The following is an 18,491-nucleotide window of genomic DNA, read 5'->3' as shown; positions in this document are numbered from 1 at the left end:
GTACTAAACAGTTTAAGAGAGTTTACGGTTTCTCAGAATTACCCTGTTGCCCTATGCATTATCCCATTCCAAGGAGTCTCGAAGAAATAGCAGCCCTCAGCCAGCAGCCTGTCAGTGAAGAGGTGGTGGCGGCAGCGATCGCCGGCGTGATTACGATTTGCCGTGCCGAAGGCCACAGTCTAGCGCAGGTGCAGGAATGGGTACTCGCCGAGGATGATCTGCTAGATCGCAAAACCCGCCAATGGCTCAGTGAAGCGGTGGCAATGGCTTGGTCAAGTGTCGAGGCAGGGGCAGTGACGACTGGCCGTGAGGGCGATCGCTAGGGCATCGGCAGCGTCATCGGGCTTGGGCAGCGTGCTGAGATTGAGTTCCCGTTGCACCGCCTGTTGAACGTCTATTTTCGCGGCATTGCCATAGCCGGTGAGGGCTTGCTTCACTTGGGGAGGGGTGAATTCCATTAGGGGACAGTGCAGTTGACTCAGGACTAAAAGAATCACGCCCCGCGCTTGAGCAACCACAATCGTATGGCTCATTTTGTAGAAAAAGAGGCGCTCCAAAGCCACTAAATCTGGTTGGAGGGCAGGAATTAACGTGTGCAGATCGCTGTAGAGACTCTGGAGGCGATCGCCCGCGGGCATATCCGCAGGAGTGGTAATCACACCAAAATCACACACTTGGCAGGTGTTGTTCTGCACCTCAATACAGCCATAGCCAAGGGTAGCAAGGCCGGGGTCTAGGCCAAGAATGCGCACACGTTCTAGTTCACGGTGCCGGTCAACAGATCCAAAATTGGTTTCGCCATCCAGTTCAGCCCCACCTTCAGTTGATGTTCAAAGGTGGGCATGCGGTAGAGGTAGGCCAGTCGGCGTGCCAAGTAAGCCAGAGGGCCATCGAGGGTCAGTCCTAGCCCTGCCAAGGCGGCGCGATCAGTTCCGAGGGTGAGCATCTCACCGAGATGGGAATAACGACAGGGCAGTAGCGGGCGATCGCTCAGACTGGCCCAAAGATTCCAAGCCGCATAATCCGCCTGTTGAAAAGCCGCCTGTGCCGTATGGGGAATCGGTTGTCCCTGTTCATCTACCGCATCCGCGGCATCCCCAAGGCCAAAAATCTCTGGATGATCAACGACTTGCAATGTGGGCATCACCTGCAGGCGCCCCGTGGAGGTTTTGGGCAAATCAAGGGCAGCAATCACGGGTGAAACGGCTGTACCCACCGTCCATAGGACAATATCAACGGGCAGATCATCCACGCGGTCTTTGTATTGCAGGGAAATCTGATCCGCAGTGACAGCAACCGGGGTTGTTTCTAAATCAATCCAAACCCCCCGCTCTTCAAGGGCACGCAGAGCTGCCTTGCGATTAAATTCTGGAGAAGACTTGAGAATCTCGGTGTTGCGATCCACCAAACGAATGCGCCCGCGGCTGCCCAAGCGCTCCGCTAGTTTACAGGCCAATTCCACGCCACTAGGACCAGCACCGACCACCACCACGCGGATGCGATCGCGATCGGAGCGCTCCCGCCGTTGCAACGCTTCTTCGAGACGGTAGGCATCACTGAGAATTCGGAAGGTCAAGGCATACTCTGCGACACCGGGAATGCTGTTTTTAGGGGTTTCCCCTCCCAAGGCGAGAACCAGTTTGTCGTAGGTGAGCGGGGTGCCCTCAGTCAAGTGCACCGTTTTTTCCTTGAGATCCACAGCGCTCACAGTTCCCTGATGAAAGACGACCGGAGTCTCCTTGAGCAACTCAACAAAGGGCGGGGCAATTTCCCACGCCTGTAGCTCCCCTGTAATTAATTCGTAAAGGAGGGGAGTAAAGACAAAGCGATCGCTCTGATCCACAAGGGTGATCTCTGGAGGCGCAGACCAAGGAAATTGAGCAAGGCGGAGGGCGGTATAAAGGCCGCCAAACCCACCACCTAGAATACAAATTTGGCTTGTCACCGCTGATTCCGTTATGACGCTTTCCCACTCAGTATAACTTGCGCCTCTGAGAGGTCAGCAATTTGTGGCACTGCTCGGGTCTCCTTGATACTTGGATCTGGCAAGAGCGGGCGATCGCGCCGCAGCCAAATCGCTTGCAGACCAGCACCTTGGGCACCGAGGACATCATCCTCCCAACTGTCACCAATGTGCCAAACCTGAGAGGTCGCATAGGGGGTCACCGCCCGCTCAAAGATCAGCCGATTCGGTTTCGCCGCCCCCACCTCACTGGAAATCCACACCTCCTTGAAAAACGGCGCTAACCCCAAGGCCTCGAGGACACCATACAAACGGCTATCAAAATTGGACACCACCCTCAGGGGAATATCCTGCGTTTGCCAATTCTTCAAAGCAGGCAAGACATCCTCATACAGAGACCAAGGTTCAGCCGTGGCATAGTAGGCAAAGACTGGAGCAAAAAACGTCTCAAAATCAGCAAATTGATCCAAGACGCCCGCGCGGCGAAATGTGTCTGCCGCAACCCCTTGCCACCACCGCAATTCTGCCTCTGCCCTTTGTGAAGCCTCAAGATCAGGGAAAGCGCAGGGCGGGGTAGCCCTAAAGGCCTTAAAGAAGGCCACATCTAATGCGGCTGAATCAACCTGAACCCCGACTTCAGCAGCAAAGCGACCATAAACGGTACCCACGGATTCCCGTAGGCCAAAGAGGGTGCCGACCGCATCGAGGGTAATGAGTTGGGGCGGATCAGGCCGGTGCATCGGAACTAGCATCTACAGCGGGTGGGGGAGAGGTCTCCTGAGCACGACGCTTGCGTTCTTGCTCCACAAGTTCTTTCATCAGACTGCGAGCCTGATTGATTTTGTCGAGGTTGCTGCGGTAGAGTTCAAGATCCCGCTTGACTTTCTCGATCGGCAGCTTAATGACGGGAGCCAGTTGATCCAGTGTCTCGTTGAGATTCGTTGTCAGATCCCCCGCCAGCTCCTCAAGGAAGGCATACAGTCCTACCGCATGGAGGCGGCTATATTTGCCCTCGTGGTTGAGGCTGTTGAGGGGGGCACTGGGTTGACCCCTGTTGAGTTCATCGAGGATTTGACTCAAGGGGCGGCCTTGGTACTGTTGCCAACTGGCGGCATCCGCCTGCAGCTGTTGCGGGTTCATTTCCTCAGCGCCGCAGAGGGCATGAAAAATACTGGCGCGATCGCCCTCAGGCTGATACCCCTCCATAAACTGGTCAAAGGCGGTCACGACCCCAAGGGCAAATAGGGGAGAGTAGCGAAAATCTACATTGACGCGCAGCAGGTGGATTTCGACCAGCAGTTCTTCAATAAAGCGACGGTAGATCGAGTGAATCGGTCGCGTGTGAGCTGCATAAAAGGCGCGTTTGGTATCAGAGACAGTTCGAGGATTTTGCACAAGCTCTGCCGATATTCGTTAAAAAATGTCATGATTCTTTACTATTATCGCCCATTGCGCTTTCCCAATCAATGATGCGTCCTGAGCTTGCCCTAGCCATCACTCAATTCAACAGCGGCGAATTCTATGCCTGCCATGACACCCTCGAAGCCATCTGGTTAGAGGCCAGTGAACCTGAGCGCACGTTTTACCAAGGTCTGCTACAAATTGCCGTGGCCTGCTATCACCTGAGTCGGGGTAACCAGCGGGGGGCGATTTTGCTGTTGGGGGAAGGGCGGCGTCGTCTAGAGCAGTGTGATCCGAACTTTTGCGGCCTAGATTTGACAGCCTTTTTGACGGCAGTGGCGGCGTTACAGGCGCAGCTTCAGACCCCCCTTGACTCAGAGCCAAAAATTCAATTGCATCTTGCTGTTGCGCAATCCCTCGATCAAGCCTAGACCCCGACAGCCCTTAAAACTCAAGCTCATCCTCCTCAGAGGCTTCAGCAATTGGGGTGTCTGGACTTTCTCCCTCATCGGGTAAGCGAATAACCACCCCGTTAAAGAATCGTGCCAGTTTTTCGGCAGATTCACGCACAGGATCCGGGGCAGTGGTGAGAGGGGGCGGGGGTGGAGTAGAGGTTGGTTCTATGGGGGGTGGCGGTGGCTCTTCCCGTGGCTGAAAGGGAACGACGACAGCGGAGTGCGGCGGCTCCTTGGCTTTTGGCGCAGGCGTGGTTTTGTGGGGTAGGGGGGCAATCTCAAAGGCGACTTTGATGCGGCGGCCTAGAACTTGGGCAAAGGCGGCTTCAATTTTGGCTTGGTTATTCTTTGTCAGATTTAACAAAGTTTGATTAACAATGCCGATGTGCACCTCGCGATCGCTCATTTGTCGCAGATGACCATGCTGCGAGAGCAGAGCATAGGTGCTCATTTGCATCTGCTGCAAGACCTGTAGTGCCTGTTCCCACACAGGTTCGGTATGATCTGCCCGCGGTTCAGGGGTTGGCTTGGGTTCAGGAGCTGGAGCAACCGTGTCTTTCGTGTCTTTAATTTGAATATGTTTGACTGGTGACTCTGACTCCTTGGGGGGTGCCGCAATCCCTGGGGGGTCAGGCTGAGGGGGCGAGACAATCGTGAGCTTCGGAATGGCAGTAGGCGCTACATTGGGCACACTGGATTGGGGTGCCGTTTCCGTCATCAACCCCAGAATGCTAATTTCCAGCCAGAGACGGGGTTGACTGCTCTGTTTGATTTGGCTTTCACAGGTGCGCAGATGTTGTTGGGCATGCAGAATCTCCTCAACGGACCATCCCTCAGCAACGGCAATCAAAGCCTGCCAAGTTTCTGCTGTCAGGGCTACCAAGTCCTGCCGTTCAGGGACGGTTTTCGCCAAGAGCAAATCACGGTAGAGACTGGCCAGATTTTGCAGAATTGTCAGCGGATCGCGACCCCGTTCTAGTAATTGGCGGGTGTGCTCAAGAACCGCCACCGCATCCCGACGGGCGATCGCCCCCAGCAATTGCCGCAGATCCTGTTCTGGTACTGCCCCAGCCAGTTGCCATACATGTTCTACGGTGATCCGTTCAGGATATAAGCTCAACTGATCCAGCAAGCTTTCAGCATCCCGCAGTCCCCCTTGGGACAATTGCGCCACCAGGGTCAAGGCCTGCGGCTCAATGTCAATTTGCTCCTTATCGGCAATGTGCTGAAGGTGGGCAACCATCTCCCCTAGGGGAATCCGCCGAAAATCAAACCGCTGACAGCGGGAAATAATTGTTGGCAAGACTCGCTGCGGATCTGTGGTGGCAAGGACAAAGACCACATGGGGCGGCGGCTCCTCTAGGGTTTTGAGGAGGGCATTGAAGGCCGACACACTGAGCATGTGGCATTCGTCAATCACATAAACTTTGTAGCGACACTGTACTGGGGCAAATTGTGCCTTCTCAATCAGTTCGCGGATATTGTCCACCCCCGTGTGGCTGGCAGCATCAATTTCAATCACATCTAAGCTGTTGCCGTTGGCCACCTGACGGCAGACTTCACACTGGCCACAGGGATCGGGGGTAGGCTTGGCACTCCTCAGGCAGTTGAGGGACTTAGCCAAAATACGGGCACTAGAGGTTTTACCCGTGCCGCGAGGACCACAAAAAAGATAGGCAGGGGCAATGCGCTCCTTGAGTAGGGCTTGGGTAAGCGTGGTGGCGATCGCCCCTTGACCCACTAGATCTGCAAAGCGTTGGGGACGATATTTGTGATGCAGGGGTTCGTAGGTCACTGCTGGGCTGCAATGGATATGCCAGAAGACGCTGATGGGTAAATGCCACGCATGTTATTCTAACAGGCCAACGATGGCCATAGGCTGACCCCCTGATGCGCCTGCGATGGAACCAGCCCTAGGATCTAAAACCAGCCTTTTTTGTTAGCAATGTATGTTCTGTGAAATTCTTGATCACTTTTGGTCAGGTAAATAATGCCCTCAATGAGGCCAATAATGGCTATGACAGGGGCAAGCAGGCCACAGGTCAAAAGACTCACCAGTAGCATGATCAAGCCCTCCGTGTTGTAGCCGAGAACAAACTTGTGAATGCCCAAGGCACCCAAGAGAATACCGCAAATGCCGGCTGCAGTTTTTTTCCCTGAAATATCGGAATTCGAGGTCATTGTCCCTTCCCCAATGGTTATTTTTGATACAGCGCGATCGCGCTCTCTTGACCTATATCCTTCAGGGTTTCAGGGGAACCGTCAAGGGGTGAGTAGGCAGTTTATTGATTGACGCAAGACGTGTCTGGTCTTAAGCGGCAGCGACCCAATCAGCAAGGGGTTCCCAGCGCACAGTGCGATCGCCCCCCACTTCCACCACCACTTTGAACTTCGGTAGGGTCTGGGTTAACTGTGCCAAGTAGGCAAATTCCTGCCTTGAGAGCCGCTTGCCATCAATCAGCCAAAGCACCAGTCCCTTGGCATTGGGGGGCAGGTTTTCCAAGTGGTAGGTCACTAGGGGGGGCTGGAAATAAACGCGAATGTCTTCCTTGCCCGTGTGAGCCGGACGAATCCCGTGCGCTTGGGTCAGGTAGGCTGCTAAATCCCCCAAACCCGGTGCGCTCATGTGCAAGGTGGTATAGCCCTTGGAACGCAGTCGCCGTTGATAACGACCCTCAAAACCACCCTCCGGGGGAACAAAGAGTGCCAATGCCCCAGCGGATTCTAAATCCTTGACAAATTGATAGCCAGCCAGCAGACCCATAGATCCTTTCTCACAGGTTTTAGCATTCCATCCAGCACTTTATCATGGTCATTCCTACTACGGGTATGCCTAAGTTAATAGCAGGGCAAATAGCCCACATAAGGCAATACCATCAAAAACACCCGCACCACCAATACTCAGCACTCCCGCCGACATCCGCTCAATTTCCCGTAGGTGGAGTAAATCTGCACCAATCAGGGTTCCCAGCACACCTCCGGCAAAGGCAATGGGTGCCGCCGCCACGCCCCCAGAAATCAAAATGGCTGTCATTGCTGCTGTTAGGGGCGCGACCAAGGCATTCATTTGAATACCAATCCCCGGTACCACCTGAGCAGAGTAGTAACTGACAGCGGCCACAATTGCCGTCACCAAGAGAATTGCCAAGGGACTGACGCGGGTAAATTGATAGAGGGCTAGCACCGTCGGGATCAAGCCGCCCCCCACATTCAGTGCCACAATCGTCTTTTGCTCAATTTTGCGCAGGGGAATGCCCCAAAACCGACTGAGCCAGAGTTCTTCAAAGTCGGGAACAATGGCCACCGTAGAAACCCGCTCATAGAGGGGGATATTAATCGTGCTGCCGAGAATCACAAGCAGCAGTAAGACCGAAGCAGCAGTAGGTGAAAAGCCCAACTTGGCAACGGCCACTTGTACAGCATCGAGGGCGATCGCTAGCCAAAGGAAAGGCAGCGACAGTAACAGCAGCACAAAAAGTAGAGCAGTAACAGGCAGATAAATCATAGAAACGCAAAATGACCTTAAAAACTTGGGACTCAAACGTGGGAGGACGCCTGGGACACTGCCGCCAGAGCCTCCCTCAGCGCTTTGGCCAAAGCAATCGCGGAAGGATAGCGATCGGGCAACAGAGGAGCCGTAGCGCGGTGCAACACCTGTTTCAAGGGGTCGGGAATCTCGGGGCGATCCGAAACATCAAGGCGATGAAAGCCATCACAGTGGTGATAGAAACGAATCGGACTATCCCCCAACAGCAAAAAGGCTAGGGTTGCGCCTACTGCAAATAGATCCGACTGAATGGTGGGTTGACCCATCATCTGTTCCGGAGCACTGTAGCCCTCCACGGCAATGCGGGTGCCACCGGGGGAATGCCCCAGTTCTTTGACCGCCCCAAAGTCAATCAAAACAATTTGGTTATCGCGCGATCGCACCAGTAGGTTACTGGGTTTGAGATCCCGATGAATCACGGGTGGATCCTGATTGTGCAGATAGTCCAAGACACCGCAGGTTTGAATCATCCACTGCACCGCCTGAGGAATCGGCACCGTGCCATTGCGCAGTACCCAGCGCTCTAGGTCAATGCCATGAATGAGTTCCATCACCAAATAGCTTTTACCATCTTCCACAAAAAAGTCATAAAAGCGGGGAATCCCTGCATGGTCAAGGAGCTGTAAGATGCGAGCTTCCCGTTCAAAGAGTTCCTGTGCCTTTTCATTGTCCTCCATATCAGACCGCAGTTCTTTGAGAACCCACACCTCCGGTACCTTGCCAGTCCATCCCCCGGAGGGTTGCGCTTCACAGGCCAAGTAGGTTGTGCCAATGCCGCCATGCCCTAAAAGGCGCAGGATGTGATAGTTGCGTACGGTGCGCTGCACATTGAGGGGTTGACCACAGTGAATGCAAAACAGATTCCCCGGCATATTACCGGCATGGGTACACTCACTGAGGGTGGGCGCACTGCGGCGAAAGGTTTGCTCATGGAATTCAAGAATTGGGCCTGTGGGGCCTAGCTGAATGAGACTGCCACTGGCAAGTTTGCTCTCATCAACAAGGCGACCATCAACAAACGTCCCGATCGCCCCCAAACTTTTGAGATACCAACGTCCGAGATTTTCTGGATCCCGATAGCAACACAGTTCAGCGTGATAGCGACTAATGAGAATATCATTGAGAATCACATCGTTATCTGCGGCACGACCAATACGGATGGTCGTTTTAATCGGGAAACGCCATGTTTTGACCGGGGTGCGTTTCCAAGGATCTAACAGGTGCAGAATAATCACGGGTGTGGAACTGCCACAGCAAACTCATCGAGATTTAGCCTATTTTCCTACACTTTGCCGATGTCTGCAGTGTTTTGCAATAAATCATAAACAGCTCAAGATGCCAAGGCTAACTGTTCTAACTGAGCATGCAGCCTTATTTTAGACTGTCTATCTGGCTTGGCAGTGCGCAATTGTTTATGAAAGAGACTATAGTCTCGGATTTCTCACTACTGCCAAAGCGTAGTACACTAGGGGTAGTGCTGGTGTAGCTCAGTTGGTAGAGCAACTGACTTGTAATCAGTAGGTCGTCGGTTCGAGTCCGACCATCAGCTTTACTCAGTGTTCGCCCAAAAAGTATTGGGTCTTTGGCTTAGCCTTGCCTGCCATGACGGCACTAGGATGATCAAGGAAACGATCTTGCCACCCTTGCCATGCTTGTCTATTGCACCCGTCCCCACTGTCGTTGTCCCCAAAACGATGTTCCAGACTTAGACAACCCCAACAAACGCTACAGTCGCGTGGCGGAGCGATTTTGTACGGCCTGTGGGATGCCCTTGATTCTACGGGGACGATACGTTGCAGAGCGGGTTCTGGGTCAGGGGGGGTTTGGGGCGGCCTATCTAGCACGGGATTTGGATACCCCTGGTCGGCGTGAGTGTGTGATTAAGCAATTTCGTCCCAACGTGTCCGATCCCCAGAGTCGGCAAAAAGCTCAGGAACTCTTTGAGCGAGAGGGTGAAGTTCTCGACCAACTGGGGCAGCATGCGCAGATTCCTGATTTACTAGCATTTTTTGCTGAAGAAGTCCCCAGTGTGGATGGACAAGGGGTAGAGCAGTATTTCTACTTGGTACAGGAATATATTGACGGCGAAACCCTCGAGGATGAACTGGCTCAAAAGGGATGCTTTAGTGAGGAAGAGGTGCGGCAGGTGCTGCGGGAACTCCTACCCGTGTTGCAGTACGTCCATGACCACGGCTCGATCCACCGTGATATTAAGCTCTCAAATATTATGCGCCAGCACCCCAGCAAGACAAAGTTTCCCGGCCAAGGGCGGCTCTATCTGCTGGATTTTGGTGCGGTGAAGCAGATTTCCCAAGCGGGGGGACAACAAGGACACTTTACGGGTATTTATACCCAATACTATGCGCCACCGGAACAAGCACGGGGGGAACGGGTCTATCCCAGTTCAGATCTCTATGCCTTAGCAGTGACTTGTATCATATTGCTGACCGGCAAAGATCCCAGTGAGCTATTCGACGCTTATAACAACCGCTGGCATTGGCATTCCTATGCCCAAGTCAGTCCACAACTGCAAGCCATTCTCGATCGCATGCTACAACCGGCGCCTAGCGATCGCTACCAATCAGCGGCAGAGGTCTTAGCGGACTTAAATGCTTACTCTACCCCCGCCCCACCACCGCCTCCACTGCCACAACCAGTAACAGTAGCACCCCCTTCCCCGCCACCCGTAGTGTCACAACCGGCACCCCCTCCTTCACCTGGACCGGTGATGCCACCGACCAGCACACCACGTCCGAAAGCAAAACCGCCCCGCCAGCCTGCGCCTCCCTTACCGGCATTGAAAATTCTCATTGGTGCTGGCTTTACGGGCTTTGAAATGACGGCCTTGGGGTTGATGATTTTTAGTTTGATGACCGCTTGGCAGTTGCCTGTTGGTGTGAGTGCGGGGTTGATTGGTGCTCTATTTGCCTTTTTGGTGTTTTTGCAGTACAAACGCTGGATTGAACACTGGGAGCAGTTGATCATTGCAGTCATTTCAGGGGCAGTTCTTTTTTTTGTCCCCCTCTTGCAAGCAGGCCTAGGGGGTGTGACAGCGCTGCTCATTTGTGGTTTAGTGGGGTTGGGTTGCATGGTTATGGGCAACATTTTTTTGCTAATTTACAATATCTTGGCGCGATTACTGTAGGAGCGGGGCAATGCAGTTAACGTGGTTGGAGAGCAATACTTGGTTGTGGAAGTTAGGTCATACGCGGATTTTGGTTGATCCGTGGTTTGTGGGGGCACTGACTTTTGGCAACACGCCTTGGCTGTTTCAGGCGGAGCGATCGCGCCCCTGCCCCATGCCAAGCGATGGGGATGTCATTTTGCTTTCCCAAGGGCTACCAGATCACTGCCATGAACCTACCCTCCGCACCTGCGATCGCGCCCTACCGGTCATTGCCTCCCCCAGTGCTGCCAAAGTTGCCCAAGGCCTTGGCTTTGAAACAGTGATTGCCCTTAGCCCCCACCAAACCTACACGTACCGCGATCTCACAATCCAAGCCACCAAGGGCGCCAGTATCGGCCCTCGTCAACAGGAAAATGGTTACATTGTGCGCTGGGGCACTCAAAGTCTCTACTATGAACCCCACGGCTGTCATGATTCGTGGCTGCGCACCTACGGCAAGGTGGATGTGGTGATTACGCCGCTGTTGGATGTCTGTTTACCCATGGTGGGTGCGATTCTCAAGGGGGGCAAAACGGCATTGGAATTGGGACAATGGCTTCAGCCCAAGGTGATGATCACCACTGCTGGCAATGGTACCCTCCGTCTTCAGGGATGGCTACCGCGACTGCTCTCGGTCAAAGGCACCCTTGAGGAACTGCAAGTGGCGTTTCAGCGGCTAGGCCTCAACACTCGTTTGGTGGAACCAGTAGCCTACACTCCCCTTGTTCTTCTGGCTGAGGTCTAGGGATGCGATGCTGGCTACGGCCTTTGATTCTCTTTTGGCAAGAGGTAATTCTTCTACTTCAGGACAATCAGCGGTTTTTGCAGTTGCTCAGTCAGATTGAGGGGATCGCGACTCGGGTGCTGGCGATCGGGATGCTGCTGGTGGTCATCGTCGCCATTATTGATTTGGGGCGGATTTTGACCGTGGAGCTATTCTCACCCCCCTTGGGACAGTTTAGCCTTGAACTGGTGAAAATCTTTGGCCTCTTTCTCAATGTGCTTGTGGCTCTGGAGATTCTTGAAAATATCACCGCCTACCTGAAAACCCACGTCTCGTCGCAAATCGTTGAGCTAGTAATTGTCACGTCTCTAATTGCCATTGCCCGCAAAATTATCATTCTGGATATTGGCCAACCGGAAACGGTGGCAAAGCTCTTGGGGCTGGCGATCGCCATCTTGGCCTTGTCTGCCAGTTACTGGATTGTGCGTCGTTTAAACTACCGGCGGCGTCCCTGAGGGATAGACCTGCTCGCGGTAGGCTTGCGCCTGTTCTAGGGTGGTTTGCAGCCGCTCCCAGTCCTCCTGCTCCACTTGGCGAATCAGATCATCAAGGGTGGCACGGTAGTGGATCAGGCAGTGGCGCAACGCCGCGCGGTTATATTCCGCCATCATCCGTCCCAACTCTGGATTGCCGCCGCCAACACGGCTGGTATCGCGAAAGCCGGAGCTAGCCAACTGCTGGGCAAGCTTCCGAATCGGCTCATTGGCTTCTTGGGCATTCGCAAGAATCAGTGCTGCACTCACGAGGACGGGAAGGTGGGAAATCCAAGCAACAGCGCGATCGTGATCCGAGGGGGTGGCATAGAGTAGCTTGGCGCCGAGATCATTGACCACACCAGCCACACAGTCAATGGCCGCACTGTCAGTGTAGAGGGTTGGGGTGAGAACATAGGGGGCATTGTCAAAGAGATGGGCTTGCGCCGCTTCAATGCCGGATTCTGCGGTACCGGCCATCGGGTGCCCACCGACATAGCGAGGCCAGAGTTTTTCGAGGGCGGGGACAATTTCTCCCTTGACGGATCCCACGTCTGTCAGCACTGTTTCTGGACTGAGGTAGGGGGTAATATCCAAGGCGACACTGAGAATGCTGCCAATGGGGGGACAGAGAAACACCAGATCAAGGGCACGCAAAATTTCTGGCTCCGTACTGCCCCAGTCAATGGCACCCTTGGCGATCGCCCGCTCACAGGTTTCAGGACGCCGACTCAGCCCAACCACATAGTGCCCCTTTGCCCGCAGATCAATGCCCAGTGAACCACCAATGAGTCCCAGCCCGACAATGCCAATCCGCAGCATAGTGCCCCTAAACTTGAATACCTTTACGATTGTGACATTGATTCTTGTTCTGAGGGACATTCCCCTCCTATGCAGATTTGTGCTTTGGATTCACAGCCAGAGGGGGGGCTTCGATACAATCAGAAATGACTCTGTTGCGCTTTAGGCCACCAATGATGAAACGCCTTGCCCATTTGCTTCAGCAGACCCTCAAATGCTGCCTTGGCCTTGCTCTTGTTTGGTGCCTCAGTAGCGGTACACCGGTGTGGGCAGCAGCAGCTCACCATAGTTTTGTGGCAGCCGCAGTGGAGCGGGTTGGCGATGCGGTTGTTCGCATTGATACCGAACGCACGATTGTGCGCCCAGCGGATCCCCTCTTGAGTGATCCCTTCTTTCGCCAATTTTTCCCCGGTTTAGCCTTGCCCCCCCAAGAGGATCGGCTGCGGGGTCAGGGGTCGGGGTTCATCATTGATCCCAGTGGCATTGTCATGACCAACGCCCATGTGGTGAGTCAAGCAGATACGGTGACGGTGCGCCTAAAAGACGGCCGCGTTTTTGAGGGCGAGGTGCGCGGCGTCGATGAGGTTTCTGATTTAGCGATTGTCAAACTCAAAGGGGTCACCGAACCCCTACCCACTGCGCCCCTCGGCGATTCCAGTGACGTGAAAGTGGGGGATTGGGCGATCGCCGTCGGGAATCCCCTTGGCCTTGATAACACCGTCACATTGGGCATTGTCAGTACACTCCACCGTTCCAGCGCCCAAGTGGGTATCCCCGATAAGCGCCTTGATTTTATTCAAACGGACGCGGCCATCAACCCCGGCAATTCTGGGGGGCCGTTGCTCAACGAAGAGGGAGAAGTGATTGGCATTAACACTGCCATTCGTGCCGATGCCATGGGGATTGGCTTTGCGATTCCAATTAATAAGGCCAAAGCCCTGCAAGAGCGCCTGATTCGCGGTGAAAAAATTCAACACGCCTACATTGGCATTCAAATGACCACCTTCACGCCAGCAATGGCCAAGGAAAACAATGCTAATCCCAACTCACCAGTGATTCTGCCAGAGGTCAATGGCGTTCTTGTCCTGCAAGTGTTGCCCAATACACCGGCCGCAAAAGCTGGTCTGCGCTGGGGGGATGTGATTACAGCCGTGGATGGGGAACCGATTACCAGTGCCGATCAGTTGCAGGGGATTGTTGATAGTGCCGCTGTGGGGCAAGTTCTCAACCTGACCGTTCAACGGGGCGATCGCAGCCAACGGATTGCAGTGCGGACAGCGGAGTTGCAGGGAGCGGCTTAGGATGCCCTTGGGGCTACTGCTGCTGTGGCTCTTTGCCCTTGCCACCCGCTTTTGGGGGCTGACTCGCTTTCCCACACTGGTATTTGATGAGGTCTATTTTGCCCGCTTTGGCCGCAACTATCTCGCCGGTGTTCCTTTCTTTGATGCCCATCCGCCTTTGGGAAAATACCTGATTGCCCTGAGCATTTGGCTGGGGGGCGGCTTTCACCCTTGGGGCTATCGCTGGTTGAATGCCCTGATGGGATCACTGATTCCCATAGCAGTGGCGGTGTTGGCCTATCTCCTGACGCGGCGATCGCCCGTGGCGTTGTTGTCGGGACTCTTTGTTGCCCTCGATGGCCTCTTTTTGGTGGAGTCTCGCTATGCTCTCATCAATATCTCCCTTGTCCTTTTTGGGGTGGTGGCACAGATTCTCTGGCTATGGGGGTTGCGCTACCAAGGAAGGGCGCGATCGCTCTGGCTGATGGCCGCAGGCATTGCCTTTGGCGCCTGTGGGGCAGTGAAGTGGAGTGGCTTGGGATTCCTGTTGGGGGTAGGGCTTTTCTGGCTTCTCCAGCAGAGGTTACCGCTGCCTGCTGAATGGAAGACCACTTACCAGTGGTGGCAGATGTGCCTGCTACTCCCCGTTGTCGCCTTTGTGGTTTATACCCTGCTCTGGCTACCCCATCTCCAGTTTCATCCCCACCAGAGCCTACTTGACCTCCATCGCCAAATGTTTAACTTTCACCGCAGTGTTGCCAGTACTGCCCATCCCTACTGTTCGCCGTGGTGGTCTTGGCCGCTCCTGCTGCGCCCCATGAGCTACTTTTTTCAGCGGGTGCAAACCCTCAGTGAAACCGTGCCCGTCATTGGCCCGCCCCTACCACTGGCAGATACCCAATGGGTTTATGCCGTCTATGCCCTCTTTAATCCCCCTCTTCTGTGGCTGGGCACCTTGGCCACGTTGGCTCTTATCCCCCTTAGATTGACGACAACCGCAGGCCGTTTTGTGCTCTTAAACTATGCTGCCAATCTCTTGCCCTGGGCACTGGTGAGCCGCTGTGTCTTTATCTATCACTCCCTCCCCGCTGCCCTCTATAGCTTTATGGCCTTGGCCTTGGTCTGGGAAGCCAGCCGCGATTGGGGAGCTTGGGCACGCTGGGCAGGCATTGCCGTCCTAGGGGTCGTTGTTGGGGGCTTCCTCTACTGGCTCCCCCTGTATTTAGGACTACCCCTGACGCCCCAAGACTTTTTGAGGCGGATGTGGTTGCCGTCTTGGATTTAGGACTATCCTAGGAGTTGTTTAACAGTGGCAATGAGTTCTGCAGGATCAAAGGGTTTGGTGATGTAGGCATCCACCCCCTGCTTTTTACCCCAGTGAATATCAAACTCTTCGCTTTTGGTGGTGCACATGATCACGGGCACACTTTGGCAAGCCGCTTCACCCTTAATCCAGCGGCACAGTTCGTAACCATTCATGCGCGGCATCACCACATCCAGAATCACCAAATCAGGACATTGAGCCTTGATCTTTTCTTGGGCTTCGATACCATCCTCAGCCTCAACAACGTCATAGTTCTGCTCTTTCATCAGCTGAACAATCATTGCCCGCAGGGTGGGGCTGTCATCAACAACCATAATTGTGGCCATAAAGGTTCTGCCTGATGCCGCAAATAATACGCTGGTAATTAGTGAACAGTTGGATATTCTACCCATCGCCTAGCTTATCATTTTCACCGGAGTCCTGAACATCGGCACCTTGGTCTTTAGGGGCGATCGCTCCTTTGGAATTCCTGAAAGAGAGCAGCCAATTCTTGACTCAAGGCTAAGGGGGTGCGGGGCAAGGGTCGCTGGCGACGCCAAAAGGGCGGAAATTGTTGCCACAGGTGCAGTAGGGTAGGCGTTCCCAATTCAGGGGCAAGGGTCGGCCACTGCCCAAAGACATGGGAAGCGCGATCGCTCACGGTGACCTGACCATTGACCAGCACCATGATCCAGTCGGCCCAGCCATAGGCAAAATCAAGATCATGGGTGGCAATCATAATCGTGGTTCCCTGCTGGTGAATGTTCTCTAGAGCCTGCTCCAGTTGCTGCCGCTGCTGATAGTCGAGATAGGTGGTGGGTTCATCAAGCAGTAATAGCGTCGGTGCTAAGGCCATTACTCCAGCCAGTGCCACCCGCCGTTTTTGCCCCAAACTCAAATGATGCAGGGGGCGATCGGCAAGCTCCACTAAATCAAAGTCCTCTAGGGTTTGCTGCAAGCGGGCTTCAATTTCAGCGGTGGGTAGGTCTAAGTTGTACAGCCCATAGGAGATGTCCTCCGCCACGGTGGCTGCCACCAGTTGCTGTTCGGGGTCTTGAAAGGCCAAGCCAATGCGTTGCCGCCACTGCCGCAGTCGCTCTGGTTGATGGACGAGCCGTTGCCCTTGCCAGTAAATTTCACCGCGATCGCGCCGATAGAGGGCCGCTGCCAGATAAAAGAGCGTTGATTTGCCTGAGCCATTCAGCCCCAAAAGGGCAACTTTCTGTCCCGCCTCTAGCGTAAAGGAGCAGTCTTGCAGCACGGGGGTAGTGGTATTGGGATAGCGAAAGCCAACCTGATGAAATTCCAGTAGCGGCACAGACATCTCAGATGATTGCGTTCAGCAGAATGAGGGCACCGCCACCAATGACGATTTCAAGGCCATACCGTTGGGAATAGGCATAGGACTGGGGGCGCAATACCCGAAACTGCCCCTGAAAACCCCGACTGAGCAGGGCAAGGTTCACCTGTTCATAGCGGTACAGAGACTGCCGCAGGAGTTGAGCCGCCAACAGGCTGACACTAACGAGCCAGCGCGATCGCCGTTGATAGCCGCCCCGTGCCCGCTGCGCCAATTGCAGTGTGAAAGCGGTTTCTAAGAGGGTGAAGATATAGCGGTACATCAACATCAGAATATCGAGGATGAAATGGGGAACCCGCCAGCGCTCGGCCACACTCAACAGGGCTGGAAAGGGGGTCGTCAATAAAATCAATAGTAAACAGGTGCTGGCAACCATTGTCCGCAGTCCTAGGGTTAAGCCTTGGTGCAATTTCTCGGCACTGATAAAGAACGACCAGCCCATTAGGGAGATGTCACTGAGAACCACTTGCCCCGAAGTCCGTAAAGTCTCCGTCGGGATGATTTGCACCACTAACCCTGGCAAACTCACCAGCCAAAACGCAGCAACTGTGGCTAAGAGGGTGAAATAAACCCGCCACGGAATGCGGGCATAGCCGAGAATCCAAAGGCTCAGCCACAGCCAAAGCAAACTCTGGACAAGGGGGCGAGCAAAAAACGTCAATAACAGGCTGGCGATCGCAAAAATCAACTTTTGTTCAGGGTGCAAATGCCGCAGACCATTGGTATAGGCATAGGTATCGAGGTGATGGTGCATTGACTGCTCAGGACTGTTGCGATTTTGAGGCAGCGGTTGCCCTTTGGCGATGGCGTTCGCGGTACTGACCCAAGATAAACCCCATGACCCCCGCCCCCAGAGCTGCTTGCACAGCAAACAGCAGGGATTCAATCTCACCACTGGGCGGTTCAAACAATGGCTCTGCCCAAGGTTCAAAGTCTGGTGCCACATCGCTGATTAACGCTTCGGCTTGGGCATCGGCACCTTCAAAGTCACCCTTAACCAGCAGTAAGGGAAGTGTACTTAAAAGAATTGCGCCGCCCAATAGGAAGGCCACTGTTTTTTTATTCATTGGATTCCCCTCCAGGCAAGAGTTTTAAGGTTTGCAATTCGGCTGTGCAATACGTGGTCAACCAGTTCCACACCAACACCGTGAGTAACCCTTCACTGATCGCCAAGGGAATCTGCGTCACAGCAAAGAGCGCCGCAAACTTGGCAAAAGCCGTCGCCACCCCACCCATACTATCGGGAAAGGCCAATGCCAATTGTAAAGAAGTCACCGAGTAGGTGGCCAAGTTACTGATCAGAGCAGCACTAAAAATCGCGATCGCTGGCTTAGCCGTGGCACGGGACATCCCCCAATAGGTCAACCCAGCCAACCAAGGTCCCACCACCGCCATCGAAAAGCCATTAGCGCCTAGGGTGGTCAGGCCGCCATGGGCAAGGAGCAGGGCTTGAAAGAGCAGCACCAATGTCCCCAGCACGGCCATCAGCGGTGGCCGAAAGAGAACGGCTCCCAAGGCAATCCCCATCGGATGGGAAGAGCTACCCGTAACGGAAGGAATCTTCAACGAAGAGAGGACAAAGGCATAGGCACCGGCTAAGGCAATCAGCAGGGTTGACTCTGGTTGCTGTTGAATCTGTTGTCGCAGTGCCCATAGTCCCCATGCCAAAAAGGGTAAAAAAACCAGCCACCAGCCCACTGCCCAGCCAAGGGGCAAAAACCCCTCGCTAATGTGCATCGCCAAGGCGGGGTGAGGACTCGCGACCACGAGATACGCGCTCAGAAGGGCGATCGCCCCAAGGGAGCCATATCGCTTCGCTTGGCTACGTTTGATCATTGAGACATTCCTAAACCTAAGTGCGCCTATTCTAGTGCGCAACCAGTAACTTGCCTATGCCCAGTGGGGGCTGCAACCGATATTAGAAAGAGCTATGCCTGCTCAAAAATTCACGCAGTGCC

22 protein-coding genes and 1 tRNA gene are annotated in these 18,491 nt (G+C 54.2%); 8 read left to right on the top strand and 15 right to left on the bottom strand.

All coding sequences use genetic code 11. The features are described 5' to 3' along the window. The first annotated feature begins 53 nt into the window (after window positions 1-53). Window positions 54-323: a hypothetical protein gene (locus tag RHI63_RS12655; protein WP_206200462.1), complete on the top strand. Its 270-nt coding sequence runs from the start codon at window positions 54-56 to the stop codon at window positions 321-323. On the opposite strand, the gene ruvC is transcribed toward RHI63_RS12655, so the two are convergent. Genes ruvC through psb29 form a run of 4 tightly spaced genes read right to left on the bottom strand, consistent with a single transcriptional unit; the run spans window position 273 to window position 3,358 of the window. Then, entirely contained in the window at window positions 273-752 is a 480-nt protein-coding gene (gene ruvC / locus RHI63_RS12650; RefSeq protein WP_206200461.1) for a crossover junction endodeoxyribonuclease RuvC, read from the bottom strand. The two genes, RHI63_RS12655 and ruvC, sit on opposite strands and share 51 nt — an antisense overlap. 5 nt (window positions 753-757) lie before the next feature. Continuing rightward, window positions 758-1,945: an NAD(P)/FAD-dependent oxidoreductase gene (locus RHI63_RS12645; protein ID WP_310438637.1), complete on the bottom strand. Its 1,188-nt coding sequence runs from the start codon at window positions 1,943-1,945 to the stop codon at window positions 758-760. Window positions 1,946-1,956: 11 nt separating this feature from the next. Next, on the bottom strand, window positions 1,957-2,703 hold the full coding sequence (locus RHI63_RS12640) for an HAD family hydrolase (protein WP_206201708.1): 747 nt from the start codon (window positions 2,701-2,703) through the stop codon (window positions 1,957-1,959). Further along, window positions 2,690-3,358, bottom strand: coding sequence for a photosystem II biogenesis protein Psp29 (gene psb29, locus RHI63_RS12635; protein ID WP_302677349.1), 669 nt, complete (start codon window positions 3,356-3,358; stop codon window positions 2,690-2,692). Before psb29 ends, RHI63_RS12640 begins: the two co-directional genes overlap by 14 nt. 71 nt (window positions 3,359-3,429) lie before the next feature. Here psb29 and RHI63_RS12630 point away from each other — a divergent pair, with 71 nt between their 5' ends. Beyond that, a complete protein-coding gene (locus tag RHI63_RS12630) occupies window positions 3,430-3,795 on the top strand; it encodes a DUF309 domain-containing protein (protein WP_206200458.1) in 366 nt (121 codons plus the stop codon). 13 nt (window positions 3,796-3,808) lie between these two features. Here RHI63_RS12630 and RHI63_RS12625 read toward each other — a convergent pair whose 3' ends face one another. The 5 genes from RHI63_RS12625 to RHI63_RS12605 all read right to left on the bottom strand — a co-directional run bounded on the left by RHI63_RS12625 (window position 3,809) and on the right by RHI63_RS12605 (window position 8,601). After that, the gene (locus RHI63_RS12625; RefSeq protein WP_302678469.1) at window positions 3,809-5,614 is read right to left on the bottom strand and encodes a DNA polymerase III subunit gamma/tau; all 1,806 of its coding nucleotides are present in this window, start codon (window positions 5,612-5,614) and stop codon (window positions 3,809-3,811) included. 125 nt (window positions 5,615-5,739) lie between these two features. Continuing rightward, window positions 5,740-6,000 carry a TM2 domain-containing protein gene (locus tag RHI63_RS12620; RefSeq protein ID WP_206200456.1) on the bottom strand — a complete coding sequence of 87 codons (261 nt, stop codon included), beginning with the start codon at window positions 5,998-6,000 and terminating at the stop codon, window positions 5,740-5,742. A 130-nt stretch (window positions 6,001-6,130) separates the two neighbouring features. Next, entirely contained in the window at window positions 6,131-6,583 is a 453-nt protein-coding gene (gene ndhN, locus RHI63_RS12615) for a photosynthetic/respiratory NAD(P)H-quinone oxidoreductase subunit N (RefSeq protein ID WP_149821379.1), read from the bottom strand. Window positions 6,584-6,652: 69 nt separating this feature from the next. After that, window positions 6,653-7,324 (bottom strand): DUF1614 domain-containing protein, encoded by a 672-nt coding sequence (locus RHI63_RS12610; RefSeq protein ID WP_206200455.1) that lies wholly within the window; start codon window positions 7,322-7,324, stop codon window positions 6,653-6,655. A gap of 32 nt (window positions 7,325-7,356) precedes the next feature. Next, window positions 7,357-8,601 (bottom strand): protein kinase domain-containing protein, encoded by a 1,245-nt coding sequence (locus RHI63_RS12605; RefSeq protein ID WP_302678468.1) that lies wholly within the window; start codon window positions 8,599-8,601, stop codon window positions 7,357-7,359. A 241-nt stretch (window positions 8,602-8,842) separates the two neighbouring features. Between RHI63_RS12605 and RHI63_RS12600 the strand changes: the two genes are divergently transcribed. The 4 genes from RHI63_RS12600 (at window position 8,843) to RHI63_RS12585 (ending at window position 11,771) form a co-directional block, all read left to right on the top strand. Further along, window positions 8,843-8,915: transfer RNA gene (locus RHI63_RS12600), tRNA-Thr, on the top strand. Between the two features lie 99 nt (window positions 8,916-9,014). Next, window positions 9,015-10,511 carry a serine/threonine-protein kinase gene (locus RHI63_RS12595; RefSeq protein WP_206200453.1) on the top strand — a complete coding sequence of 499 codons (1,497 nt, stop codon included), beginning with the start codon at window positions 9,015-9,017 and terminating at the stop codon, window positions 10,509-10,511. 10 nt (window positions 10,512-10,521) lie between these two features. Next, entirely contained in the window at window positions 10,522-11,277 is a 756-nt protein-coding gene (locus tag RHI63_RS12590) for an MBL fold metallo-hydrolase (RefSeq protein WP_206200452.1), read from the top strand. Window positions 11,278-11,279: 2 nt separating this feature from the next. Then, a complete protein-coding gene (locus RHI63_RS12585; RefSeq protein ID WP_302677354.1) occupies window positions 11,280-11,771 on the top strand; it encodes a phosphate-starvation-inducible PsiE family protein in 492 nt (163 codons plus the stop codon). On the opposite strand, the gene RHI63_RS12580 is transcribed toward RHI63_RS12585, so the two are convergent. Next, on the bottom strand, window positions 11,748-12,608 hold the full coding sequence (locus RHI63_RS12580; RefSeq protein ID WP_225901722.1) for a prephenate/arogenate dehydrogenase: 861 nt from the start codon (window positions 12,606-12,608) through the stop codon (window positions 11,748-11,750). The two genes, RHI63_RS12585 and RHI63_RS12580, sit on opposite strands and share 24 nt — an antisense overlap. A 128-nt stretch (window positions 12,609-12,736) precedes the next feature. Between RHI63_RS12580 and RHI63_RS12575 the strand changes: the two genes are divergently transcribed. Next, window positions 12,737-13,891 carry an HhoA/HhoB/HtrA family serine endopeptidase gene (locus RHI63_RS12575; RefSeq protein ID WP_310445732.1) on the top strand — a complete coding sequence of 385 codons (1,155 nt, stop codon included), beginning with the start codon at window positions 12,737-12,739 and terminating at the stop codon, window positions 13,889-13,891. A 1-nt stretch (window position 13,892) separates the two neighbouring features. After that, window positions 13,893-15,155 carry a phospholipid carrier-dependent glycosyltransferase gene (locus RHI63_RS12570; RefSeq protein WP_310743129.1) on the top strand — a complete coding sequence of 421 codons (1,263 nt, stop codon included), beginning with the start codon at window positions 13,893-13,895 and terminating at the stop codon, window positions 15,153-15,155. Window positions 15,156-15,157: 2 nt separating this feature from the next. On the opposite strand, the gene RHI63_RS12565 is transcribed toward RHI63_RS12570, so the two are convergent. From RHI63_RS12565 to RHI63_RS12545, 5 genes are all read right to left on the bottom strand, one after another. Then, window positions 15,158-15,520 (bottom strand): response regulator transcription factor, encoded by a 363-nt coding sequence (locus RHI63_RS12565; RefSeq protein WP_206200447.1) that lies wholly within the window; start codon window positions 15,518-15,520, stop codon window positions 15,158-15,160. Between the two features lie 116 nt (window positions 15,521-15,636). Then, entirely contained in the window at window positions 15,637-16,497 is an 861-nt protein-coding gene (locus RHI63_RS12560) for an energy-coupling factor ABC transporter ATP-binding protein (protein WP_206200446.1), read from the bottom strand. 1 nt (window position 16,498) lies between these two features. Continuing rightward, window positions 16,499-17,287, bottom strand: a complete 789-nt coding sequence (gene cbiQ, locus RHI63_RS12555) for a cobalt ECF transporter T component CbiQ (protein ID WP_310438632.1) — start codon at window positions 17,285-17,287, stop codon at window positions 16,499-16,501. A 7-nt stretch (window positions 17,288-17,294) separates the two neighbouring features. Further along, window positions 17,295-17,600: an energy-coupling factor ABC transporter substrate-binding protein gene (locus RHI63_RS12550; RefSeq protein WP_310821652.1), complete on the bottom strand. Its 306-nt coding sequence runs from the start codon at window positions 17,598-17,600 to the stop codon at window positions 17,295-17,297. Beyond that, window positions 17,593-18,369: an energy-coupling factor ABC transporter permease gene (locus tag RHI63_RS12545; RefSeq protein WP_225901591.1), complete on the bottom strand. Its 777-nt coding sequence runs from the start codon at window positions 18,367-18,369 to the stop codon at window positions 17,593-17,595. The genes RHI63_RS12550 and RHI63_RS12545 overlap by 8 nt, the downstream gene beginning before the upstream one ends. Window positions 18,370-18,491 lie beyond the last annotated feature (122 nt).

The organism is Thermosynechococcus sp. GLH187 (assembly GCF_031583395.1).
Lineage (GTDB): Bacteria > Cyanobacteriota > Cyanobacteriia > Thermosynechococcales > Thermosynechococcaceae > Thermosynechococcus.
This window is presented reverse-complemented; position numbering and strand designations above follow the sequence as displayed.